Consider the following 21,484-nt stretch of genomic DNA (forward strand, 5'->3'; position numbering starts at 1 on the left):
GCAGCCAAAGACTTGAGTCGCGTCGTCTACTTCACGACGTGGAAGTGCGCCTCCACCTTCCTTCTGCGCCTCTGCACGGACATCGCCCGGCATCGCGGGGTCCCGCTCTATACGGCAGGCGTGAAGGAGGGACGGATCAAGACCGCGGACATGGCGGCGCACCCGTTCTGGCAGGAGAAGGCGTTCGTGGCCGGTCCCGTCCGGCGCCGCATCTTCGCCCCGGCGGACTTTCCGTTCGACCGCGTCGGCACCATCATCCACCTGCGCGACCCGAGGGACGTCCTCGTCTCGCTCTATTTCCATAAGCTCTACTCCATGCGCGACACGATGCCGGGCCGCATCGGTCCGGAGGAGGTGCGGGCGTGGGAGGAGCGGGGGATCGACGACTTCGTCCTGTCGCACATCCACCAGTACCTCGCGGTCTACGACGAGTATCTCGACCTGTCGCGCACCTATCAGGTACCGATCCTGACCTACGAGGAGCTCGTGACCTCAACCGCGACGTACCTCGCCAAGGTCGGCGCGCATCTCGGTCTCGAGGACGACTTCGTCGCGACGCTGGTGGAGCGGCACACGAAGGCCTTCGCCCCGCGCGAGGAGTCGGCGGACCAGCACATCCGCAAGATCACGCCGGGCGATCACCGCGAGAAGCTGCAGGAATCCACCATCCGCGCGCTGACGGAACGCTTCGGCGCATACTTCGACGCCGTGCCGCAGTTCGAACCGGCGGCCGCCGCCTCCTGACCCCGGCCCCGGCGCCGGCCCGCCCGGCGCCCTGCCGTCCCGCGGCACGCCCGGTCCGGCCGCCGCGCGAATACCGGGCGCCCGCCGCGCCGCGGCACTGATCAGGGCGTCTGGTCTTCCGCCCAAAATCAGACCCACTGCAACGCACGGTTCCCAAAACCGCGTCACCATGTCCGGCAAAATAAACCGGGAGTGACGCGCATCATGACAGGGGAACTCATCGGCGAGCTCATCTTGTGGCTCGTCCTGGCCGTCATCGTCATCTTCGTCGTCTACTGGGTGATGAACTGGCTCTACCGCCGGTCCACCAAGGAACACGCGTACGTGCGGACCGGCTTCCTCGGTGAAAAGGTCGTCATCGACGGCGGCGCCTTCGTCTGGCCCATCATCCACGACATCACGCCCGTCGCGATGCACACCCTGCCGCTCGACGTCACGCGTGAGCGCGAGCACGCCCTCATCACCAAGGACCGGATGCGCGTGGACGTCGAGGCGGAGTTCTACGTCCGCGTCCGTCCGGAGCGCGCCGCGGTCTCCCGCGCGGCCTCCACGCTGGGCCGGCGCACGCTGGAGCCGGAGCGGCTGCAGCCGCTGCTGGCGGGCAAGTTCGAGTCCGCGCTGCGCATCGCCGCCGCCGAGATGGCGATGGGCGACATCCACGAGCAGCGCGGCACCTACGTGAAGCGCGTCAAGGAGCTCGCGCAGGAATCGCTGGAGCAGAACGGCCTGGAGCTGGAATCGGTCGCCATCAAGGACATCGACCAGACCGCGCTCGAGTACTTCAACCCCTCCAACCGCTTCGACGCCGAGGGTCTCACCGCCCTGATCCGCGAGATCGAGGAGCGGCGCACGCTGCGCAACGAGATCGAGCAGGCGTCCATGACGCGGATCCGCACGCGCAACCTGGAGGCGGAGAAGGACGCCCTCGCGATCGAGCGCGACTCCGAGCAGGCGCGCCTCGAGCAGGAGCGCGAGATCGAGTTCCGCCGAGCCCAGCAGCGCGCCGAGATCGCCCGCGAGCGGGCCGAGCGGCAGACCGACGCCGAGCGCGCCGAAATCACCGCGCGCGAGACGATCGAGCTGGCGCGCATCGCCAACGACCAGTCCATCGCCGAGGTGCGGATCCAGTCCGAAAGGGAGATCCGTCAGCGCGAGATCGACCGCCAGCGCGCCCTCGACAGCGCCGAGATCTCCGCCCGGCGCGACACCGAGACCGCCCGCATCGAGCAGGAGCGGGCGGTGTCGGAATCGCGGATCATCAACGAGCAGGACATCGAGGCGCGCGAGATCGCCCGCCGCCGCACCATCGACGAGACCGAGATCGCCGCGCGCGAGGCCACCGATCGCGCCCGCATCGAGCAGGAGCGCGCCGTCGCCGAGGCCCGGATCGCCAGCGACGAGGCGACCCGTGCCCGCGAGATCGCCCGCCAGAAGCTCCTGGAAGCGGCCGAGATCGCCGCCCGGGAGGAGACCGAGAAGGCCCGCATCCTCCAGGATCAGGCGATCGTCGACGCGCGCATCGCCAGCGAGGAGGGGATTCGCCGCCGCGAGATCGCCCGCACCCGCGCCGTGGACGAGGCCGAGATCGAGGCGCGCGAGACCGTCGAGAAGATGCGCATCGCCGAGGCCGCCGCGACGTCCGAGGAGCGCATCGTCACCGACCGCCGCGTGCGGGAGCTGGAGATCGCCCGCCAAGAAGCGGTGGAGGCGGCCGAGATCGCCGCCCGGCAGGCCGTCGAGGCGGCGCAGATCGCCCGGGACAAGGCGATCGCCGCCGACCGCATCGCCTACGAGCAGGACGTGCGCGAGCGTGAGATCGCCCGGAGCCGCGCCGTCGACCAGGCGGACATCTCCGCCCGCAGGACCGTCGAGGAGGCGCGCATCACCACCGACGCCCGGATCGACGAGGCCCGCATCTCCGCCCGCGAGGAGGTCGCCATCAACCAGACCGCGTCGGAGGAGCGGACCGAGACCGCCCGCATCTCGCTCACCAAGATCCTGCGCGCCGAGCGGATCGCGGCCGAGCAGGACGCCTCCGAGCGCGAGATCAGCAGCGGCGCGGCCCTCGAAGCGGCCGACATCCGCCGCCGCGAGTCGACCGAGCGCCAGCGCATCGAGATGGAACTCGGCCTCGAGATGGAGCGGATCGCCGCCAGCCAGGAGCGCGAGGTCTCCGACATCGACCGCAAGCGCATGGTGGAAGAGGCCGAGGAGGCCCGGGTCATCGAACTCGCGACCAAGCGGACCGAACGGGCCGCGGCCGAAGCCCGCGTCAAGCGCGCCGAGATCGAGGCGGGTCGTGACGTGGAGAAGACCGGGATCGAGCGGGAGAAGGTCATCGACGCCGCCAGGCTGGAGCGGCGCCGCGCGACCGAGCAGCTCGAGATCGCCCGCGTCCAGGCGCTGCGTGAGGCCGAGATCGCCTCGACGGAGGACATCGAGCGCGCCCGCATCGCCTCCGAGCGGGGTCTCGACGAGGCCCGCATCGGCCACGAGACGGAGCGGCGCCGCCGCGAGGTCGCCCGCGAGCGCGACGTCGAGATGGCGCAGATGGAGAAGGCCATCACCCTCTACGCCAAGTCGCTGGAGGAGAGCGCGGCGCGCATCGCCGCCGACAACGAGCTCGCCCGCGCCGCGGAGGCCGAGGAGCGCGTCAAGACGGTGCGCCAGACCGAGGAGGCGCAGCGCCGCAAGACCATCGACGTGCTGATGGCCGAGAAGGCCGCGCAGGAGGCGCGCCACGCCGCCGACGCGGAGAAGGTGCGCACCGCCGTGGAGGCCGAGGCGCAGAAGCTCATCAACGAGGCCGAGAACGTCCTCTCCGACGGCGCCCGCGCGTCCGTCTTCCGCCGCCGCCTGCTGGAGCGGATCGAGGGCATCGTCGCCGCGTCCGTCAAGCCGATGGAGAAGATCTCCGACATCCGCATCGTCCAGCTCGACGGGGCGAACGGATACGGCCATGGCGGCGAGGGCGGCCGGCAGAATGCCACCGACGAGGTGATCAACTCGGCGCTGCGCTACCGCATGCAGGCGCCGCTGGTGGATTCGCTGCTCGCCGACATCGGCATCGAGGGCGGAACGCTCGCCAAGATGCCGGGCCTCATCCGCGAGGCAAGCGACATGCAGCGCATCGCCCGCGAGTCCGGCGGCGGTGGCGGCTCGGGCAGCTCCGGCGGCGAGAAGGGCGACAGGGGCTCCAAAGAGCCGAAGGGAGCGTGACGTGCCGCGCGTCTACGTCTCCAGCGTGATCAATGCGCCCGCGCCCGAGGTCTGGGCACGGGTGCGGGACTTCAACGCGCTGCCGCGCTGGCACCCGCGCATCCGCGAGAGCCGCATCGAGGACGGCCTGCCGTCCGACAAGATCGGCTGCGTGCGTGACTTCCGCCTGCAGAACGGCGACCGGCTGCGCGAGAAGCTCCTCGGCCTTTCCGACTACGACATGTTCTGCACCTACGCGATCCTCGAGAGCCCGATGCCGCTGACGGACTATGTCGCCACGCTCCGGATCACCCCGATTACCGACGGCGACCGAACTTTCGCCGAATGGTCGGCGGATTTTGAGTGCGCCGAAGACGACGTGGACGACCTCGTGAGCGGTATCGGGACCAACGTGTTCCAAGGGGGCTTCGACGCTCTGAAGCGGCACTTCACGCGCTGAGGAAGGCGGAGGAAAGCGCCATGGCCGACCCATTCCAGAACGTCTCGGACGCCGGACAGGAGCTGATCGACATCATGGTCGAAACGCTCGAGAACCGTGGCGCCGATCCGCAGATGGTACCCGTCATCGACGCCTATCTGGATGATCTGACGGTCGCCCCGGGGGCCCGGATCGTCGAGATCGGGGCCGGGACGGGTCCCGTGTCGCGTCGCATCGCCGACCGCTTCCCCGACGCCTCGGTGCTCGGCGTCGAGCCCTCGCCGGAGCTGGTGGCGGAGGCCGACAAGCGGGTCGGCGGCCGGGCCAACCTCGCCTTCGCCGTCGGCAGCGGCGACCGCCTCGCCGAGGTGGACGGCGGCATCGATATCGCGGTGCAGCACACGGTGCTCTCCCACGTGCCGGACCCTGCTGTCCTGGTGGCGGAGGCCGCACGCGTCCTGAAGCCGGGCGGCAGGCTCGTCATCTGCGACGCGGACTTCTCCAAGCAGTCCGCCGGCGCGTTCGAGGACGACCCGCTGCAGGCCTGCTTCGACCTCTTCAGGAAGACGTTCGTGACCGACGCCTTCCTCGCGGCGAAGCTGCCGCGCCTGATCGCGGACGCCGGGCTCACTCTCGACATCTTCCGCGTTGCCAACCGCCTCACGCTGACCGGACCCGGCGTCCTCGGGCCGGTGCGGATGGCGACGAAGTACATGCTCGACAACGGCATGATCGGAGAGCCGCTCGCCGTTGCGCTCGTCGGCGAGTACGAGCGGCGCGACAGAGACGGCACGCTCTACGCGCTGACACCGTTCGTGACCGCCATCTCCACCAGGCCGAGGGCGACATGAGCGGCACTGGCAGGGACGGGCGGCCGGCATGGTGAAGATCGTCACCTCGACCGTCATCGACGCGCCGATCGAGGCGGTGTGGGCGGTCGTGCGCGACTTCAACGGGCACGACCGCTGGCACCCGGCGGTCGCCGACTCGGTCATGGAGCGCGGCGCGCCGACGGACAAGGTCGGCGGCGTGCGGCGCTTCCACCTCGCCGACGGGGCGGAACTGCGCGAGCAACTCCTGGCGCTCGACGATGCCGAGATGACGATGAGCTACTGCCTGCTCGACACGCCGGTGCCGCTCTTCAACTACGTCGCCCACTGCCGGCTGCTGCCGGTCACCGACGGCGACATGACCTTCTGGCACTGGGAGTCGCGCTTCGACACGCCCCGGGGCCGCGAGAGCGAACTGAAAACCATGGTCACCAACGACATCTACTACGCCGGCATGAACGCGGTGCGCGCGTTCGTCGGCGAGCGGGGGGGCGCATGAGCCGACCGACGACCCGACCGGGCACACCGCCCCGTCACGTGCGCGCATCGGAGGCACGGCCATGCCGGTGAGCGTCGCCACCTACGCCTCGCTCGCCGAGGCGGGCCGGGCCTTCGCGGACCGCCGCACCGCCCGCGTCTACTCGGGCGGCACCATCGTCATGCGCGCGGTCAACGAGGGGGACACCTCGTTCGACACGCTCATCCGCATCACCGACCGCGCCTACACGGAGATTGCCGTCGGCAGCGAGGTGCGGCTGGGCGGCGGCGTCACCATGGGCGCGATCGCCGCCCACCGCGACCTCGCCTTCCTGGCGCCCGTCGCACGGGTCATCGGCGGGCCGCAGGTCCGGTCCGTGGCGACGGTGGCGGGCAACCTCTTCGCCCCGGCGCCCTACGGCGACCTCGCGGGCGCGCTCATGGCCCTCGGCGCGCAGGCCGAGCTGGCCGGCGGTGGCCGCGTCGCGGTGGACGAGCTGGTGCGGGGCGGGGGGAGCCGCGCCCTCGTCGCTGCGGTCAACTTCCCGCGCCCGCAGGGGGAGCTGCGGTTCGCCAAGGTCTCCCGCGTCAGGCCGAAGGGCGTCGGGCTGATGTCGATCTCGGCGCTGCTGCCGCGCGGCGGCGGGGGCGGGGACGTGCGCATCGTCTTCAACGGGATGGGGCCGCACCCGGTCCGCGCCACGGCTGCCGAGCGGGCACTCTCGGGCCGGGCGGGCGACCGGCAGGCGATCGAGCGGGCGGCGGCCAGCGCGGCGGAGGGCCTGTCGCCGGTCGACGACGCCCTCGCCTCCGCCTGGTACCGGCGCGAGGTCGCGGGCGTTCACCTCAAGCGTCTCCTGGAGGCCCGGTAATGGCCAAGACACCCATCCGCTTCACGCACAACGGCGACGAGCGCGCGGTCTTCGTCGACGACGGGCAGAACCTCCTCGACATGCTGCGCCGCACCGCCGGCGACCTCACGCCCAAGTACGGCTGCGGGCAGGGCACCTGCGGCGCCTGCACCGTCCTCGTCGACGGCGAGCCGCAGCTCTCGTGCCTGACGCTCGCCGAGACGGTGGACGGGCGCGCGATCGACACCGTCGCCGGTCTCGGTAACGGCCGCCTCTCGCCGCTGCAGAAGGCCTTCATGGACAACTTCGCCGCCCAGTGCGGCTACTGCACCGACGGCATGCTGATGTCCGCCACCGCGCTCCTGAAGAAGAACCCGCGGCCGACGCGCGAGGAGGTGGTGGAGGCGATCTCCGGCAACCTCTGCCGCTGCACCGGCTACGAGGCGATCATCAACGCCGTCCTCGCCGCCGCCGGCGGCGCGGGCGCGGCGTCCGCGGGACGGAGGTAGCGACGATGCCCATTGAGTTTCGCAAGGAATATTTCGCGGACGAGCGTGACGACAATCTCAACGAGATCGGCAAGCCGACGCAGCGGCAGGACATGCTGGGGCACGTCACCGGCCGCTCGCCCTTCTACGACGACCACCTGTTCGACGGGCTGCTCCACATCCGCTGCGTGCGCTCGCCGCACCACCATGCCCGCGTGCGCCGGATCGACACCTCCGAGGCCGAGCGCGTTCCCGGGGTGAAGCGGGTGATCCTCGCCCGCGACGTGCCGCACAACCTCAACACGCTGCTCTCGCTGATGGACTTCGGCCTCGACGACGAGCCGATGATCGCCGCCGAGGGCGAGGAGGTGCGCTACAAGGGCGAACCGGTCGCGGCCATCGTCGCCGACACCGAGCGGATCGCCCGGGAGGCCGTCGCGAGGGTGCGCGTCGACTACGAGCTGCTGCCCCACGTCCTCGACGTGGAGGAGGCGATCAAGCCGGGCGCGGTGGCGGTGAACCCCGCGTACCCGGCCAACAAGTTCGTCTACCACGGCAAGTACGATCACCAGAAGCTGCGCTACGGCGACGTCGACGCCGCCTTTCGCCAGTGCGACCGGGTGATCGAGGGCCGCTACCAGATGAGCCCCATCGAGCAGGCGCCCATCGAGACCTGCGGCGCCATCGCCGCGCCCGAAACCAACGACCGCTGGGTCTGCTACACCTCGACCCAGGCGCTGTTCTTCTCCCTCGGCACCGCCGCCAAGCTCCTCGACCTCTCCTCCGCGCGGCTGCACCTCATCGGCGGCACGGTGGGCGGCGGCTTCGGCGGCAAGGTCGATTCCATCCACGAGCCGCTCGCGATCCTCGGCGCGGTCCTCACCGGGCGGCCCTGCAAGGCGATGTTCGACCGCGAGGAGGAGATGCAGGTCGGCGCCCCCCGCGGCGCCGAGCGCTGGTACGTCACCGACGGCGTGATGAACGACGGGCGCATCATGGCCCGCAAGTTCGTCGGCTACTTCGACGCCGGCGCCTACACGCGCCTCTCCTCGTACGCGATCATCAAGTCGGTCGGCCATCTTCCGGGGCCGTACACGATCCCGAACGTCTACGCCGACGTCTACTGCGTCTTCACCAACCGCACGCCGGCGACGGCGATGCGCGGCTTCGGCGTCACCGGCGTCGACTTCGCGATCGAGAGCCACATGGACGTCGTCGCCCACGAGCTGGGGCTCGACCCGATCGAGATGCGCATCCTCAACGCCTACCGCGACGGGGACATGAAAGCCCACCGGCGCCTTGCCAAGAACACGGCCCTCGTCGAGTGTTGCCATGTCGCTGCGGAGAAGGCGGGTTGGCCGCTGTCGGCGGAGGCGCGAGCGGCCTCGTCGCTACACGGCGGCGGGGGACAGCGGGGCGAGCTGCCGGCCTTCACGGCGCAGGACGAGAACGGCCGGGTTTCCGGCTACGCGTCCGGGTCGTACGCGCAGGGCGAGCGCCCCCGCGAGCCGGTCGGGACCGGGCGGGACGCCGTGCCGCCGCGTCCGTCGCACCAGCCTCCGCGCGCACCTCAGCCGGCACGGGCGGACCTGCGCCGGACGCCAGAGCCGGCGGGGTCGGCCGGTCCGCCTCCTTCTGCGCCGCGACCGGAGCGCGCACCCGAGCCGGCCGCCAACCCCGACGGGGCGGCGCCGCGCCGCGGGCCACGCTTCGCCTCGATTTCCGGCCTCCGGCGGAGGTAAGCCGAAAGGGTATGCTCAGGCGTGGCGATTCCATACGAGCAGAGCGAAGACCGCTCCGGACAGGGCATGGCCCTGTTCGCGGCGGCGATGTTGATCATTCCGGCGATCGACGCGTGCGGTAAGGTCCTGTCGACGCAGATCTCGCCGTTCGAGGTCGGCCTGTTCCGAAATCTCATCCAGACCGGAATTCTCTTCGTGGCGCTGCCCCTCATGGGCCGCGCCATTTTCACGCCGGAGGTCCGCGCCTACCTCGGCCGCATCGCCCTGTGCGGGATGTTCCTCTCCGTCTGCGGCGGCTTCATGTTCTGGGGCCTGCAGACCCTGCCGCTCGCGAACGCCATCGCCATCTTCTTCGCCGAGCCGCTGATCCTGACGATCTTCAGCGTCCTGTTCCTGGGCGAGAAGGTGGGCCGGCACCGGACCATCGCGGTGCTGGTCGGGCTTCTCGGCGCGCTCGTCGTGATCCGCCCGAACTTCGCGGCGTTCGGCTGGGCCGCGCTGATGCCCCTCGCGTCCGCCACGCTCTTCGCCGGAGCGATGACCATCCTGCGCAGCCTCTCCGGACGGGTGGACGCGATGCGCATCCAGGCGATGGCCGGCGTGTTCGGCTCGCTGACGCTCAGCGTGCTGCTCATCGTCGGCGGGATCTACTCCGTCGGGATCCTCGAATTCACGACGCCGACGGCGGAGCTCTGGGTGCTTGTGCTGGCGGTCGGCCTCGGGGCGACGCTGGTGCAGCTCATGATGACGGTGGCTCTGCGGATGGCGGAGGCGAGCATGCTGGCCTCCTTCCAGTACCTCGAGATCGTCAGCGCCACGGCCATCGGGTATCTGGTGTTCGGCGAATTCCCGGATCCGCTGACCTGGCTCGGCACCGCGATCATCCTCGGCGCCGGACTTTACGTGGTGCATCGCGAGCGGCGCCGTGCCGTCGAGCTTCGCCTCGCCGCGCGCCGCTACGGGGTCGGCGCCCCGCAGCCGCCGGAGCTGACAACCGAGCCGATGCCCTGACGGCGCCTCGTTCGCCCCGGCGCCGACGCCCGTCCGCCCCGGCGGTCGCGGCCCGGCGCGATCAATGAGACTGAAGGCAATGCGCCGGCGGCGCGGACGCATCACTCTAACCCGCTCTTGAAACGGGGAGGGTGTCGTGGCGATCCACAAGGGCCGGGGTTTTGCCTGCATCAACTACCCCATCGGCATGAACCTCGGGGGCGACCCGTCCCAGGCGCTCGTCCACTCCAATCCGGACGGGAAGTTCATGGTGGCGCTGTCCTCCATCGACCTCGGCCAGGGGATGAAGTCCGTCACCCGCCAGATCGCCGCCGAGACGCTGGGGGTGCCGGTGGAGGACGTCTACGTCGACACCGCCGACAGCGACACCGGCCCACACTGCATGGGCTCCTTCGCCTCGCGCGGGACGCACCGCGTCGGCAACGCCGTGATCCAGGCGGCCAGGGAGGCGAGGGCGGTCATGCTCGAGGCGGCCGCCGAGGAACTTGAGGTCAACGCCTCCGACCTCGTGACCGACGGTCGCGGCAACATCCACGTCAACGGCGCGCCGTCCCGCTCCATCACCACCGGAGAGGCGTGCGAGGCGGCGCAGTTCAAGCACGGCAAGACCGTGTCGGGGCGGGGGATCTTCCTCATCCCGCTGTCGGAGGTGAGCCCCGAGACGGGGGAGATGACGCCGGTCTCCTGCTTCGCCCACGCCGCGGTCATCCTCGACCTCGAGGTCGACGACGAGACCGGCGAGGTGCGCGTCCTGGAGGTGAACTCGGCCTACGAGCTGGGCCGGGCGCTGAACCCGCGCCTCGTCGAACAGCAGCTCATCGGCGGTGCGTGGATGGGCCTCTCCCACGCCCTCTACGAGACGACCGAGCCCTACTACCCGAACCGCGACCACGGCCCGACCGACTTCAACCACTACCTGATGCCCGGGCCCGGCGACATCGCCCCCCACAACGTCGCCGTCCTGGAGCGGCCGGCGCCGGACGGTCCCTACGGCGGCAAGGGGCCCGGCGAGATGTGCGCCAACCCGCTGCTCCCCGCCGCCGCCAACGCCGTCTTCGACGCGGTCGGCGTGCGCATCACCGACCTCCCGATCACCCCGGAAAAGATCCTGCGCGGCATCCGCGACAACGGCGGTACCCGGCCGGGACGTCACGCCAGGGCCGGGAGCCGTCAGTGAGCGAACTCTCCGACGTCTGGCGCAGCCATCTCATCGGGTCCGTCCTCGAGGGTGCCATGATCGGGCGCCGGGGATTTGACCACTACGGCTTTGCCGGGCGAGGCTATGGCCTGATCCTTTTTTCGGATGCCGGGATCGAATTCACTCTCCGCACGGCGGAATGCGTCAGCGTCTCGCGAGACGGGAAGGACAAGACCGACTCGGGAGAGGCCTTCTCGAGGCAGGTCTGGACCCTGATCGGGTCACGGCTGGCGGCGATAGACGAAGGCCTGCTGCCCTACGAGATCCGGCTGAAGTTCGACACCGACGAGACGCTGACCATCTGGTCCGACGGCGAGCCGGAGGACCGACTGATCCAGGTCACCGTGAAGCTCGACACGAACTGGTTCGAGATGGGCTGAGTACCTAGCATGCCCGTCCGCCCCTCCATCGTCGGGATCGACTCGCCAGAGCGGCTCGCCATCGCCCTGCGGGACGCGCAGTACCTGGCCGGCGACGATCTCGCGACCGCAGCCTACCTCGCGCTCGCGCTCGGCAAGCCGCTGCTGCTGGAGGGCGCGCCCGGCGTCGGCAAGACCGAGGCGGCGAAGGCCATCGCCTCGATCCTCGGGCGCGAGCTCCTGCGCCTCCAGTGCTACGAGGGGATCGATTCCGCCGCCGCCCTCTACGAATGGAACTATCCGCGGCAGATGCTGGCGATCCGCCAGGCGGGCGAGGCCTACGTCAACATCTACGCCGACGACTACCTCATCGCCCGCCCCATGCTGGAAGCGCTGCGCCACCCCCGCGATACGGTGCTCCTGATCGACGAGATCGACCGCGCGGACCACGAGTTCGAAGCCTTTCTGCTCGAATTCCTGTCCGACTTCTCGATCTCGATCCCCGAGCGCGGCACCGTGCGCGCGGAGGAGCATCCCGTCGTGATCCTCACCTCCAACCGCACCCGCGAGCTGCACGAGGCGCTGCGCCGCCGCTGCATCTACCACTGGATCGACTACCCCGACGCCCGCCGGGAGGCCGACATCGTCATGATGCGCGCCTCCACCGTCGCCCGGGACACGGCCGACAAGGTCGTCGCCGCCGTCACGGCCCTGCGCGCCGAGCCGCTCGCCAAGGCCCCCGGCATCGCCGAGACGGTCGAGTGGGCCGAGGCCGCGACGCTCCTGCACGCGCAGGGCAACCCGTGGCCGACCGCCTTCCGCCGCGCCATCGGCGTCGCCCTCAAGGACCAGGACGACCTCACCTTCCTGGACGGGCGACTGGAGGACATGATCGAGGAGGCCGTGGCGTGAGCGGCGGGGTCGTGCCCCGGCTGCGGGCCTCCGGACGGAGGGCGCCCCGGTCCGCCGACGCCGGGGCGTGCCGCCGCGCCCTCACGTGCGGGCGCTGACATGGCGGCGATCGAGCCATTGCCCCGGGCCGCGCGGCCCCTCGTCGGCTTCGCGACGCGGCTGCGCCGTGCCGGCTTCGCGGTTGCGCCCGAGCAGACGCAGAGCTTCGTCGCCGCCGTGGGCCTCCTCGGCCCCCGCGCGATGGCCGACATCCACGCCGCGGCGCTCGCCACGCTCGCCCCGCCGCCCGACCGCCGCGCCGAGTTCGACGCGCTCTACCGCGCGCACTTTCTCGGACACACCGTCGCCGCCCCCGTCACCAGCGACGAGGAGCCGGATGTCACCGAGCCGGAGGAGGGCGCGGTCGAGGCCATCGAACCCGAGGAGCTGACCGAGAGCGGCGCCGAGGCCACCGCCACGGAGGCTCTCGCCGGCCGAGCCTTCGCCGACCTCTCCGAGGCCGACGCCCTCCGCCATTTCCGCCGCGCGGCCCCGGGCCGTCTGCCGCGCCGCACGTCGCGCCGCCTCGTCAGCCGGCGCCGCGGCGACCGGCCGGACATGCGCCGGGCCCTCAGGGACGCCGTCCGGCGCGACGGCGAGGTGGTCCGACTGCCGCAGCTGAAGCGGCGTACGCGGCAACGGCGCATCCTTCTGCTGATCGACGTGTCCGGCTCGATGGCCGCACAGACCGACGCGGCCCTCCGATTCGCCCACACCCTCGCCCGAAGCGCCGAGAGGGTGGAGATCTTCACCCTCGGCACGCGGCTCACGCGCATCACCCGCGCCATTGGGCGCCGCCATCAGGGCGCCGCCCTCGCCGCCGCGTCCGCCGCCGTGTCCGACTGGGACGGCGGCACCCGGCTCGGCGACGCGCTGGCCGCCTTTCTCGCCGTCCCCCGCTACGCCGGGTTCGCCCGCGGCGCGGCCGTGGTCGTCCTGTCCGACGGCCTGGAGCGCGGCGACCCGGCCGTGCTGGTCGGCGCGATGGAACGCCTGTCGCGCCTCTCCTGGGCGGTCCTGTGGCTCTCACCGCTGGCCGCCGATCCGAACTACGAGCCGCGCACCGCGGCCATGGCCGCGATCCGCCCGATGCTGGCACGTCTGGGGGACGGCTCGTCCCCTGGCAGGATCGCCGCCGAAATCCTGGGACTAGCGAGGGCTGCATGAAGATCGTCGACGCGCACCACCACATCTGGCGACGGGCCGACCTGCCCTGGCTGCTCGGGCCGACGGTGCCGCGCATCTTCGGCCCCTACGACGGCGTGAAGCGCGACTACCTCATCACCGAGTACCTCAAGGACATCGAAGGCACCGGCGTCGAGAAGTCGGTCTACGTGCAGGCCAACTGGTCGCCGAACTGGTTCGTGGACGAGGTCGCCTGGGTCTCCCACGCCGCCGACCGCAGCGGCTGGCCGCACGCGATCACCGGCTACGTCGACATGACCCAGGAGGACGCCCGCCGCGACCTCGACCGCCTCGCCGGCTACCCGCTGATGCGCGGCGTGCGCCACCAGATGCACCACCACACCAACCCCCTCTACCGCTTCGCGAGCGGGCCGGACGTGGTCGGCTCCGACGCGCTGATCGCCAACGTGCGCCACCTCGCGGCCTACGAGTACGCGTTCGAGCTGCAGATCTTCGCCCATCAGGTCGAGGCTGCGCTGCGCCTCGTCGACGCCTGCCCGGACGTCACCTTCATCCTGCAGCACGCGGGCATGCCGGAGGACCTCTCCACTCCGGGCAAGGCCTACTGGCGCCGCGAGATCGCGCGCCTCGCCGAACGCCCGAACGTCGTCTCGAAGGTCTCGGGCTTCGGCACGTTCATCCGCCAGAACGATCCGGAGCACGTCCGCTGGGCCACGCTGGAGACGGTGGAGATCTTCGGGTCGGACCGCTGCCTCTACGGCTCCAACTTCCCGATCGAGAAGCTCTGGACCGACTACGCCTCGCTGATCGCCGCCTTCAGGGACGCCCTCGCGGAGCTTCCCAAGGAGGACCGCGCGAACGTCTTCCGCGCCACCGCGGAGCGCGTCTACCGCATCTGACCGCGCGCACGTCCCGCAGCGCGTGGGCCGATCACATCGCCGTGGCGGCCGCGCCAGCCCGCATGAACGTGTTTCGCGTCACTGCGCCCGGCGCCCGCGGCAGCCAGCTTCCGAGTGTTCCGCATTGGCGCACAGGAGGAGGATGCTATGAGCGGAGTGATCGGACAGACACTCGGCATGACGCGGCTCTATACCGACGGCGGCGAGCAGACATTCCTGGTCGACGATTCCGGCCTGCACTTCGGCGACGGCACGACCGGCCAAAGGCCCGCCCCGTCGGAGAGCTTCGGGATCTACGGTGAGGGGGGCGGCTCGCACTTCGGGGGCGTCTTCCAGCAGCAGGGGCGCATGACCACCGACGCCGACCTCAATTCCGCCTCCGACTTCGGTTTCGACACCGGTGGCGACGGCGAGGCGGCGGCGAAGATCCCCGGGCTTCACAAGGTCGGGGACGTCACGCTGAAGCGCGGGATCGTCGGCTCGTCCGTTCCCGGTCACACGCCCGAATGGACGAACCACAACGACAGCGATCCGGGGACGACGGTGGTCGAGGCGGTCGTCTACACGGTGGACGAGCTGCAGTCGCACACGCTGTTCCACGGGTTCGACGATCACCTCTTCATTCTGTGACGTGATCCCCGGCGCGGCGCAGTGAACGGCGTGCCGCGCCAAGGTGTGCGAAATGCTCGGACCGCGATCGCCGGTCGCGCGGCAGGTCGCGCCAGTCGAGGGACGCCGGTTCACGGCGGCCGGCGGGCTTACCCTGTCGTCTGATTTTGCGTCTTCTGGCGGTGCGCCGAGAAGTTCGCGTTGTTAGCCTTTCCCACAACGGGGCGGACGATCCCGACGACACGGATGGGGGAAGGCATGGCACTCGAAATCAAGGTGCTCGACTTCGGCGATATCGAGCTGGAGTCGTCCTTCCTCGTCCTGGGGCGCGACTGCGGGCGCACCCGCCGAGTGTACACCTACGGCTTCCTCATCCTCGGCGGGGACTACCCGATCCTCGTCGACACCGGTTTCCGCGACAATGCGATCATGGAGACGCTCGGCATGCGGGGCCTGTCGTTCCACGAGAACCAGGTCGAGAACCAGCTCGCCCGCCATGGCCTGAAGCCGGGGGACATCCGCTACATCTGCCACACGCACCTTCACATCGACCACGCCGGCAAGGACGACCACTTCCCGATGACGACCACCGTGGTCGTCAACCGGCGGGAGATGGAGCATTCGGTCTCGGGACTGATGCACCCGCAGTACCCCAAGCCGGACGTCATGCACCTCGTGGAGCGGCTGCACACGCCCGGAGCCCTGCGCTTCGAGGACACCGAGCTGACCGGCGAGGTCGAGCTGATCCCCGGCGTCACCCTCGACTGGGCGGGCGCGCACACCGAGGGGTCGATGAACGTCCATGTCGAGACCGCCGAGGGCCGGGTGACCATCTGCGGCGACGTGATCTACGACATCAACGACCAGGTCGTGCGCCCCTTCAACGAGATTCACGAGAACGAGCCGCGCGTGACCGGCAACCACTCGACCACGAAGCGGCAGGAGAAGGCGGCGATCAAGAAGCTCCTGTCCGGGTCGAAGTTCCTGCTGCCGGTGCACGACAAGCCGGCCAAGGTGGAGCGCGGCAGGATCGTCGGCCGCCTCGACATGGAGGTGCCGGGGCCGCTTCGCGAGACGGTCCCGCAGCGCCAGTGGTTCCCGGCCTGAGGCTGCGGCGATGGCCCACGACGCGCTGACACCCGCCTTCCGCGCCCTCGTCGACGAGCACGCCCCCGTCGCCCAGGTCGGCTCCGGCTTCCAGTTCACCGAGGGCCCCGTCTGGCACCCGGACGGCTACCTCCTCTTCTCCGACATCCCGGCCGACGTGCGCCGCCGCGCCGACGCGTCGGGGGTGCGCGAGGTGAAGCGCGGCACCAACAAGGGTAACGGCCAGACCTTCGACACCGACCTCAACCTCGTCGTCTGCGAGCACGCGACGTCCTCGCTGGTGCGCCTGACGCCCGGCGGCACGCGCGAGGTGCTGGCCTCGCACTTCGAGGGGCGGGAACTGAACAGCCCGAACGACGTTGTCGTCTCGTCGAAGGGCTGGATCTACTTCACCGACCCCTGGTACGGGCGGATGCCGGTCTTCGGCGTCGAGCGGCCGCGGGAGCTGGGCTTCCAGGGCGTCTACCGGGTGAAGCCGGGGATGGCGGAGCCGGAACTGGTGGTCGACCGCTACCAGTTCTCGATGCCCAACGGGCTGTGCTTCTCGCCCGACGAGTCGCGGCTCTACGTCAACGACACGGAACAGACGAACATCCGCGTCTTCGACGTCGACGGCCAGGGGCGGCCCAGGAACGGCCGCGTCTTCGCCTCCGGCATCAAGGACTCGCTGAAGGCCGGCGTGCCGGACGGGATGAAGTGCGACTTCGAGGGCAACGTCTGGGTGACGGCGCCGGGCGGCATCTGGGTCTACGCGCCGGACGGGCGGCACATCGGCCGCGTCGCGATCCCGGAGCTCGCCGCCAACTTCCATTGGGGCGGGACCGACTGGCGCACGCTCTACGTCACCGCCTCGACCTCGCTCTATTCGCTCCCCGTCAAGGTCGGACCGCGCAGCGAGCCCTACATGCGGGCCCGGCCGTCCCGCACCTCCGCCGCTCCGGTGGAGGGCGGGCTAGAGCTCTCCCGCTGCGCCCTCATCATCCAGGACATGCAGAACGACGTGGTGATGGAGGGCGGCGCCTTCGCGTCGTCTGGCGCGCCGGCGCACTGCCGCGAGCAGCGGGCGATCGAGAACGCCGCGCGCCTCGCCGAGCGGTGCCGCGCGCTGGGGGTGCCGGTGATCTTCGTGTGGTTCGTCGTCGATCCGGGGGCGCCGGGGATGACGTTGAACGCGCCCCTTTTCGAGGGGACGATCGAGGCGAACGCGCTGGTACGCGGCACGTGGGGCGCGGCGCCCGTGCCGGGTCTGGAGCCCCAGGGCGGCGACTACGTGGTCGAGAAGTGCCGGATGAGCGCCTGGGAGGGGACGCGCCTCGAGACGGTCCTCAAGGCGGAGGGGCGCGACACGCTGATCTCCTGCGGCGCATGGACGAACATGAGCGTCGAGCACACCGCACGCACCGGCGCCGACAAGGGCTATCTCATGATCGTCCCGGAGGACGCGTGCTCCACGATGAACGCGGACTGGCACCGCGCGTCCATCGACTACGCGCTGCAGAACGTCTCCGCCGTCACGACGACGGACGCCGTCCTCGACGCGCTCGGCTGACGCCGGTCAGGCGGTCAGGCGAGGAGGGAGAGGGAGAGCATCGTCAGCACGTTGGTGTAGACGATCACCTGCGCGATCCGGCTCGTCCTGACGCCGTAGAGGACGGCGAGGCTGAACGCCATGGTGCCCGCCGGGGCGGCTGCCGCCAGCACGAAGCGGTCGGCCGCCGCCGGATTCGACGCGAACATCTCGATCGCGAGCCACACCGTGAGCGGGAAGAGCAGGAACTTCACCGCGGTGAAGACGACCACCGGCGGCTCCAGCGTCATCTTCACCTCCGACAGCAGCACCCCGAGCGCGAACAGGGCGATCGGCGGGGCCGCGTGCCCGTTGAAGTCGATGAAGGTGACGGCCGGGTGCGGGATCGTGATCCCCGCGAGGTTCACCGCGAGGCCCGCGACGATGGCGACGAGGATCGGCGAGCGTACCACCGACGACAGCACCGCGAGTGGGGTGAACTTGCCGAGCTTCATGAGCTGCAGCGCGATGATCGCGCCGGCGAAGGTGATGGTGGAGTCGAGCGTCAGGACCGCCGTGACCTCGAGGATGTTCTCCGCGCCGTAGAGCAGGACGGCGATGGGCAGGACGATCAGCACCGTGTTGCTGAAGATGCCGGCGAAGCTGAGGAGCACCGACTCGCCCGGACCCATCCGGAACACCTTGAGCGCCAGCAGCACGCCGAGGGTGAAGATCAGCACCTCCACCGCGAAGTAGAGGACAACCGGAGAGGGGTCGAACGTGCGGATCGGCGCGTCGATGATGAGGCCGAAGATGAGGAGCGGCAGGAAGAGCGACAGGGCGACGCGGTTCAGGATCCGCGCCTCGGACGATGACACCACCGACCAGCGGCCCATCAGGTAGCCCACCGCGATGATCGCGTACACGGGCAGCACAGGGTCGCTGAGGACCTCGAAGATCGCCAAGAGATCCCCCGCCGTTTCAATGTCACCCGACGCTTAAAGCGCCGCGGGAGGGACTGGCAAGCCTTCGCGGCTCCACTTCGTCGTGAAAGCTCAAAACGTCGGCTTCGCCTGTAGTCCCGGACAATTTTGAGACTATGAGGGATGACGATCTGCAACGCCGGGTCGCAAACTCTCCGGATCGGCCGCCGTCAAGAGCGGCATCATGATCAGGGAGTGAACGAATGCTACGAATGCTCATGTCGACGGTCGCCGCGTCGGCCGTTCTCGTCTCCGGTGCTGCCCTCGCACAGGACTCCGATCCCATCAAGATCGGTGTCACCGCGGTGCTCGAGGGCACGTATACCGTGCTGGGCGAGGACGGCATGCGCGGCTTCAAGCTCGCGCTGAAGCAGCATGACAACAAGGCCGGCGGCCGCCCCATCGAGTACGTGGTCGCCCCGACCGACGCGAGCCCGGATGTCGCCGTCCGCGCCGTTCGCAAGCTGATCGAGCAGGACAAGGTCGACTTCGTCATCGGTCCGCTCTCGGGCTCGGAGGGGATCGCGGTGCGCGACCTCGCCAAGCAGTATCCCGACGTGACGATCATCGACGCCGCCTCCGGCGCGCAGGAGACGACCTACGTCAACCCGTCCGAGAACTACTTCCGCTTCAACATGGACGGCGCGCAGTGGGGCGTCGGCCTCGGCGACTACGTCGCCAACGAGAAGGGCTGGAAGTACGTCGCCTCGGTGGCGGAGGACTACTCCTTCAGCCACACCAACTTCCTCGGCTTCGCGAAGGAGTTCTGCGACGCGGGCGGCGAGATCGTCGACCGCTTCTGGGTCCCGCTCGGCACCAAGGACTTCGCCTCGGTGATCGCCGCGCTGCCCGATGACGTGGACGCGATCTACCTCGGTCTCGGCGGCGGCGACGCGGTCAACTTCCTGAACCAGTACCAGCAGGCCGGCGGCGACGCGAACCTCATCGGCGGCACCATCATGGTGGACGGCACGGTGCTCAACTCCAAGGGCTCCGCGAAACAGGCGTTGATCGGCACCCCGGCCTCCTCCGGCCAGGCCGACACCTGGGACGACCCGAAGTGGCAGGCCTACGTGAAGGCCTACCAGGACGCCTATCCGCCGTCCGAGCGCTTCGCCAGTCCCTCGCTCCTCGCCACCAACTACTACAACTCGACGAGCGCCGCGCTGCAGTGCCTCGACAAGGTCGACGGCAAGCTCGGCGGCGGCGACCCCGAGTTCCGCCAGTGCCTCTCGACCCTCGAGCTCGACGCGCCCAACGGGCCGATCAAGCTGGACGAGAACCGCCAGGCGATCGGCACCAACTTCGTGATCGAGGTGGTGGAGCAGGACGACGGCACCCTTGCGACGAAGGTCGTGAAGAAGGTCGACGGCGTGAACCAGACCCTCGGCATGTCGAAGGAAGACTTCGACAAGATGGGCCGCCCCGGCCGCGACGTGCCGGACTGCTGATCGCGGCACCGACCGTTCCGGCGCCGTAAGGACCCGTGGGCCGCCGGGGAGTTCATCCCCGGCTGCCTAAATGCTGACACAACGTGTGATTAATGTATGGACCGTGGTTCGCGGACAGGGCGAGCCACGGTCCGTCGTCGTTCAGCACCGCGACGGGCCGGTGTGTCGAGACGGGTGCTGTACCGATCTTGCCGGTCCGATGCCGTCTGCTGCAGCGGTCCCCCGACACCGCTGCGGACACCCGGTCCGACCGGAACAGGATGCTCCCGACTCCGCGCCGGTCTGCGCAGTCGGCCTCCGGGGTCGTCGTCCCCACAGGGAGCCTTTCGGCCGCAGCGTACCCGACCGCTGCGGCCGAATTCCTTTCCGCCGCCTCATCGACCCGTCCCCCGCCGATGCCCGCCGGACGGTCGCGCGGCGAGGTTGCGGGGCCGCCGCCGGGCGCCTAACCTCACGGCCAAGTTGCCGGGAAACGGCACGTCACGGGAGGGCGGGGCCGGTCGGCCCTCAGCCGAGGGGAGGGCCGCTTTGGCCAAGTCGTTCGCGTCCGCCGGTGATCTGGCGGCCAAAGAAATCAGCTTCACCGAGATCGGCCCGGACCTGTGGGCCTTCACCGCCGAGGGTGACCCCAACACCGGCGTCATCATCGGCGACGACAGCGTCATGATCATGGACGCGCAGGCGACGCCGCGCCTTGCCGACATGGTGGTCGAGCGGATCCGCACGGTGACGGACAAGCCGATCAAGTACGTCACCCTCTCGCACTATCATGCCGTGCGCGTGCTGGGCGCGTCGGCCTACGGCGCGTCCGAGATCATCGCCTCCGACAAGTGCCGCGCGATGGTCGCCGAGCGCGGGCAGGAGGACTGGGACTCCGAGTTCGGCCGCTTCCCGCGCCTCTTCGAGGGGCACGAGTCGATCCCCGGCCTCACCTGGCCGACGATGACCTTCGCGACCCGCATGACGGTCTACCTCGGCAAGCGGCGCGTCGACCTCATGCACCTCGGCCGTGCGCATACGGCGGGCGACATCGTCGCCTGGGTGCCGGACGCGGGAGTGATGTTCACCGGCGACATCGTCGAGTACAGGTCGGCCTGCTACTGCGGCGACGCGCATTTCGCCGACTGGGGCGGCACGCTCGACGCCATCGCCGCCTTCCGCCCCGCCGCCATCGCACCCGGCCGCGGCGACGCGCTGGTGGGCGAAGCCAGGGTCACCGAGGCGCTGGCGTCGACGCGCGACTTCGTCGACAGCCACTTCCGTGCCGTCTCGCAGGTCGCCGCCCGCGGCGGGTCGCTGCGGGAGGCGGCCGACGCCGTCCGCGCCGCGTGCGACGCGAAGTTCGGCGACTTCGCCATCTACGAGCACTGCTTCCCGTTCAACGTGGCGCGCGCCTACGACGAGGCGCTCGGCATGGACACGCCCCGCATCTGGACCGCCGAGCGCGACCGCATGATGTGGGCCGCGCTCCAGGGATAGGCGAGAGGAGAGGGC

At 70.1% G+C, this 21,484-nt stretch carries 20 protein-coding genes; 19 read left to right on the forward strand and 1 reads right to left on the reverse strand.

Annotation, left to right across the window (positions count from 1 at the left end; all coding sequences use genetic code 11):
- Positions 1–12: 12 nt before the first annotated feature.
- The 17 genes from DLJ53_RS24725 to DLJ53_RS24805 all read left to right on the forward strand — a co-directional run bounded on the left by DLJ53_RS24725 (position 13) and on the right by DLJ53_RS24805 (position 17,598).
- A complete protein-coding gene (locus DLJ53_RS24725; protein WP_162409530.1) occupies positions 13–744 on the forward strand; it encodes a sulfotransferase domain-containing protein in 732 nt (243 codons plus the stop codon).
- A 204-nt stretch (positions 745–948) separates the two neighbouring features.
- The gene (locus DLJ53_RS24730; RefSeq protein ID WP_111350634.1) at positions 949–3,963 is read left to right on the forward strand and encodes a flotillin family protein; all 3,015 of its coding nucleotides are present in this window, start codon (positions 949–951) and stop codon (positions 3,961–3,963) included.
- Between the two features lies 1 nt (position 3,964).
- Positions 3,965–4,402: an SRPBCC family protein gene (locus DLJ53_RS24735; RefSeq protein ID WP_111350232.1), complete on the forward strand. Its 438-nt coding sequence runs from the start codon at positions 3,965–3,967 to the stop codon at positions 4,400–4,402.
- 20 nt (positions 4,403–4,422) lie between these two features.
- Positions 4,423–5,232, forward strand: a complete 810-nt coding sequence (locus DLJ53_RS24740) for a methyltransferase domain-containing protein (RefSeq protein ID WP_111350234.1) — start codon at positions 4,423–4,425, stop codon at positions 5,230–5,232.
- A gap of 28 nt (positions 5,233–5,260) precedes the next feature.
- A complete protein-coding gene (locus DLJ53_RS24745; protein ID WP_111350236.1) occupies positions 5,261–5,710 on the forward strand; it encodes an SRPBCC family protein in 450 nt (149 codons plus the stop codon).
- 61 nt (positions 5,711–5,771) lie between these two features.
- Positions 5,772–6,560 carry an FAD binding domain-containing protein gene (locus tag DLJ53_RS24750; protein WP_111350238.1) on the forward strand — a complete coding sequence of 263 codons (789 nt, stop codon included), beginning with the start codon at positions 5,772–5,774 and terminating at the stop codon, positions 6,558–6,560.
- Positions 6,560–7,048: a (2Fe-2S)-binding protein gene (locus DLJ53_RS24755; RefSeq protein WP_111350240.1), complete on the forward strand. Its 489-nt coding sequence runs from the start codon at positions 6,560–6,562 to the stop codon at positions 7,046–7,048. Before DLJ53_RS24750 ends, DLJ53_RS24755 begins: the two co-directional genes overlap by 1 nt.
- Positions 7,049–7,053: 5 nt before the next feature.
- Positions 7,054–8,769, forward strand: a complete 1,716-nt coding sequence (locus DLJ53_RS24760; RefSeq protein ID WP_111350242.1) for a xanthine dehydrogenase family protein molybdopterin-binding subunit — start codon at positions 7,054–7,056, stop codon at positions 8,767–8,769.
- A gap of 66 nt (positions 8,770–8,835) precedes the next feature.
- Positions 8,836–9,780, forward strand: a complete 945-nt coding sequence (locus DLJ53_RS24765) for a DMT family transporter (RefSeq protein ID WP_111350244.1) — start codon at positions 8,836–8,838, stop codon at positions 9,778–9,780.
- Positions 9,781–9,916: 136 nt separating this feature from the next.
- The gene (locus tag DLJ53_RS24770; RefSeq protein WP_111350246.1) at positions 9,917–10,957 is read left to right on the forward strand and encodes a xanthine dehydrogenase family protein molybdopterin-binding subunit; all 1,041 of its coding nucleotides are present in this window, start codon (positions 9,917–9,919) and stop codon (positions 10,955–10,957) included.
- Positions 10,954–11,358, forward strand: coding sequence for a hypothetical protein (locus DLJ53_RS24775; protein WP_111350248.1), 405 nt, complete (start codon positions 10,954–10,956; stop codon positions 11,356–11,358). The genes DLJ53_RS24770 and DLJ53_RS24775 overlap by 4 nt, the downstream gene beginning before the upstream one ends.
- A 9-nt stretch (positions 11,359–11,367) precedes the next feature.
- Complete coding sequence (locus tag DLJ53_RS24780; RefSeq protein WP_111350250.1) at positions 11,368–12,249, forward strand: AAA family ATPase; 882 nt, start codon at positions 11,368–11,370, stop codon at positions 12,247–12,249.
- Positions 12,250–12,348: 99 nt separating this feature from the next.
- Positions 12,349–13,455, forward strand: a complete 1,107-nt coding sequence (locus DLJ53_RS24785) for a vWA domain-containing protein (RefSeq protein WP_111350252.1) — start codon at positions 12,349–12,351, stop codon at positions 13,453–13,455.
- Positions 13,452–14,333 (forward strand): amidohydrolase family protein, encoded by an 882-nt coding sequence (locus tag DLJ53_RS24790; protein WP_111350254.1) that lies wholly within the window; start codon positions 13,452–13,454, stop codon positions 14,331–14,333. The genes DLJ53_RS24785 and DLJ53_RS24790 overlap by 4 nt, the downstream gene beginning before the upstream one ends.
- Before the next feature lie 147 nt (positions 14,334–14,480).
- Positions 14,481–14,963 carry a hypothetical protein gene (locus DLJ53_RS24795; RefSeq protein ID WP_111350256.1) on the forward strand — a complete coding sequence of 161 codons (483 nt, stop codon included), beginning with the start codon at positions 14,481–14,483 and terminating at the stop codon, positions 14,961–14,963.
- Positions 14,964–15,200: 237 nt separating this feature from the next.
- Positions 15,201–16,049 carry an N-acyl homoserine lactonase family protein gene (locus DLJ53_RS24800; RefSeq protein ID WP_111350258.1) on the forward strand — a complete coding sequence of 283 codons (849 nt, stop codon included), beginning with the start codon at positions 15,201–15,203 and terminating at the stop codon, positions 16,047–16,049.
- A 10-nt stretch (positions 16,050–16,059) separates the two neighbouring features.
- Positions 16,060–17,598 carry an isochorismatase family protein gene (locus tag DLJ53_RS24805; protein WP_111350260.1) on the forward strand — a complete coding sequence of 513 codons (1,539 nt, stop codon included), beginning with the start codon at positions 16,060–16,062 and terminating at the stop codon, positions 17,596–17,598.
- Between the two features lie 14 nt (positions 17,599–17,612).
- Here DLJ53_RS24805 and DLJ53_RS24810 read toward each other — a convergent pair whose 3' ends face one another.
- Entirely contained in the window at positions 17,613–18,521 is a 909-nt protein-coding gene (locus tag DLJ53_RS24810) for an AEC family transporter (protein WP_111350262.1), read from the reverse strand.
- Positions 18,522–18,742: 221 nt separating this feature from the next.
- On the opposite strand from DLJ53_RS24810, the gene DLJ53_RS24815 reads away from it, so the two are divergent.
- Both DLJ53_RS24815 and DLJ53_RS24820 read left to right on the forward strand, forming a co-directional pair.
- Complete coding sequence (locus DLJ53_RS24815; RefSeq protein ID WP_111350264.1) at positions 18,743–19,990, forward strand: ABC transporter substrate-binding protein; 1,248 nt, start codon at positions 18,743–18,745, stop codon at positions 19,988–19,990.
- 528 nt (positions 19,991–20,518) lie between these two features.
- Positions 20,519–21,469 (forward strand): MBL fold metallo-hydrolase, encoded by a 951-nt coding sequence (locus DLJ53_RS24820; RefSeq protein ID WP_111350266.1) that lies wholly within the window; start codon positions 20,519–20,521, stop codon positions 21,467–21,469.
- Positions 21,470–21,484: the final 15 nt, after the last annotated feature.

Source organism: Acuticoccus sediminis (assembly GCF_003258595.1).
In the GTDB taxonomy this organism is placed as follows: Bacteria; Pseudomonadota; Alphaproteobacteria; order Rhizobiales; family Amorphaceae; genus Acuticoccus; species Acuticoccus sediminis.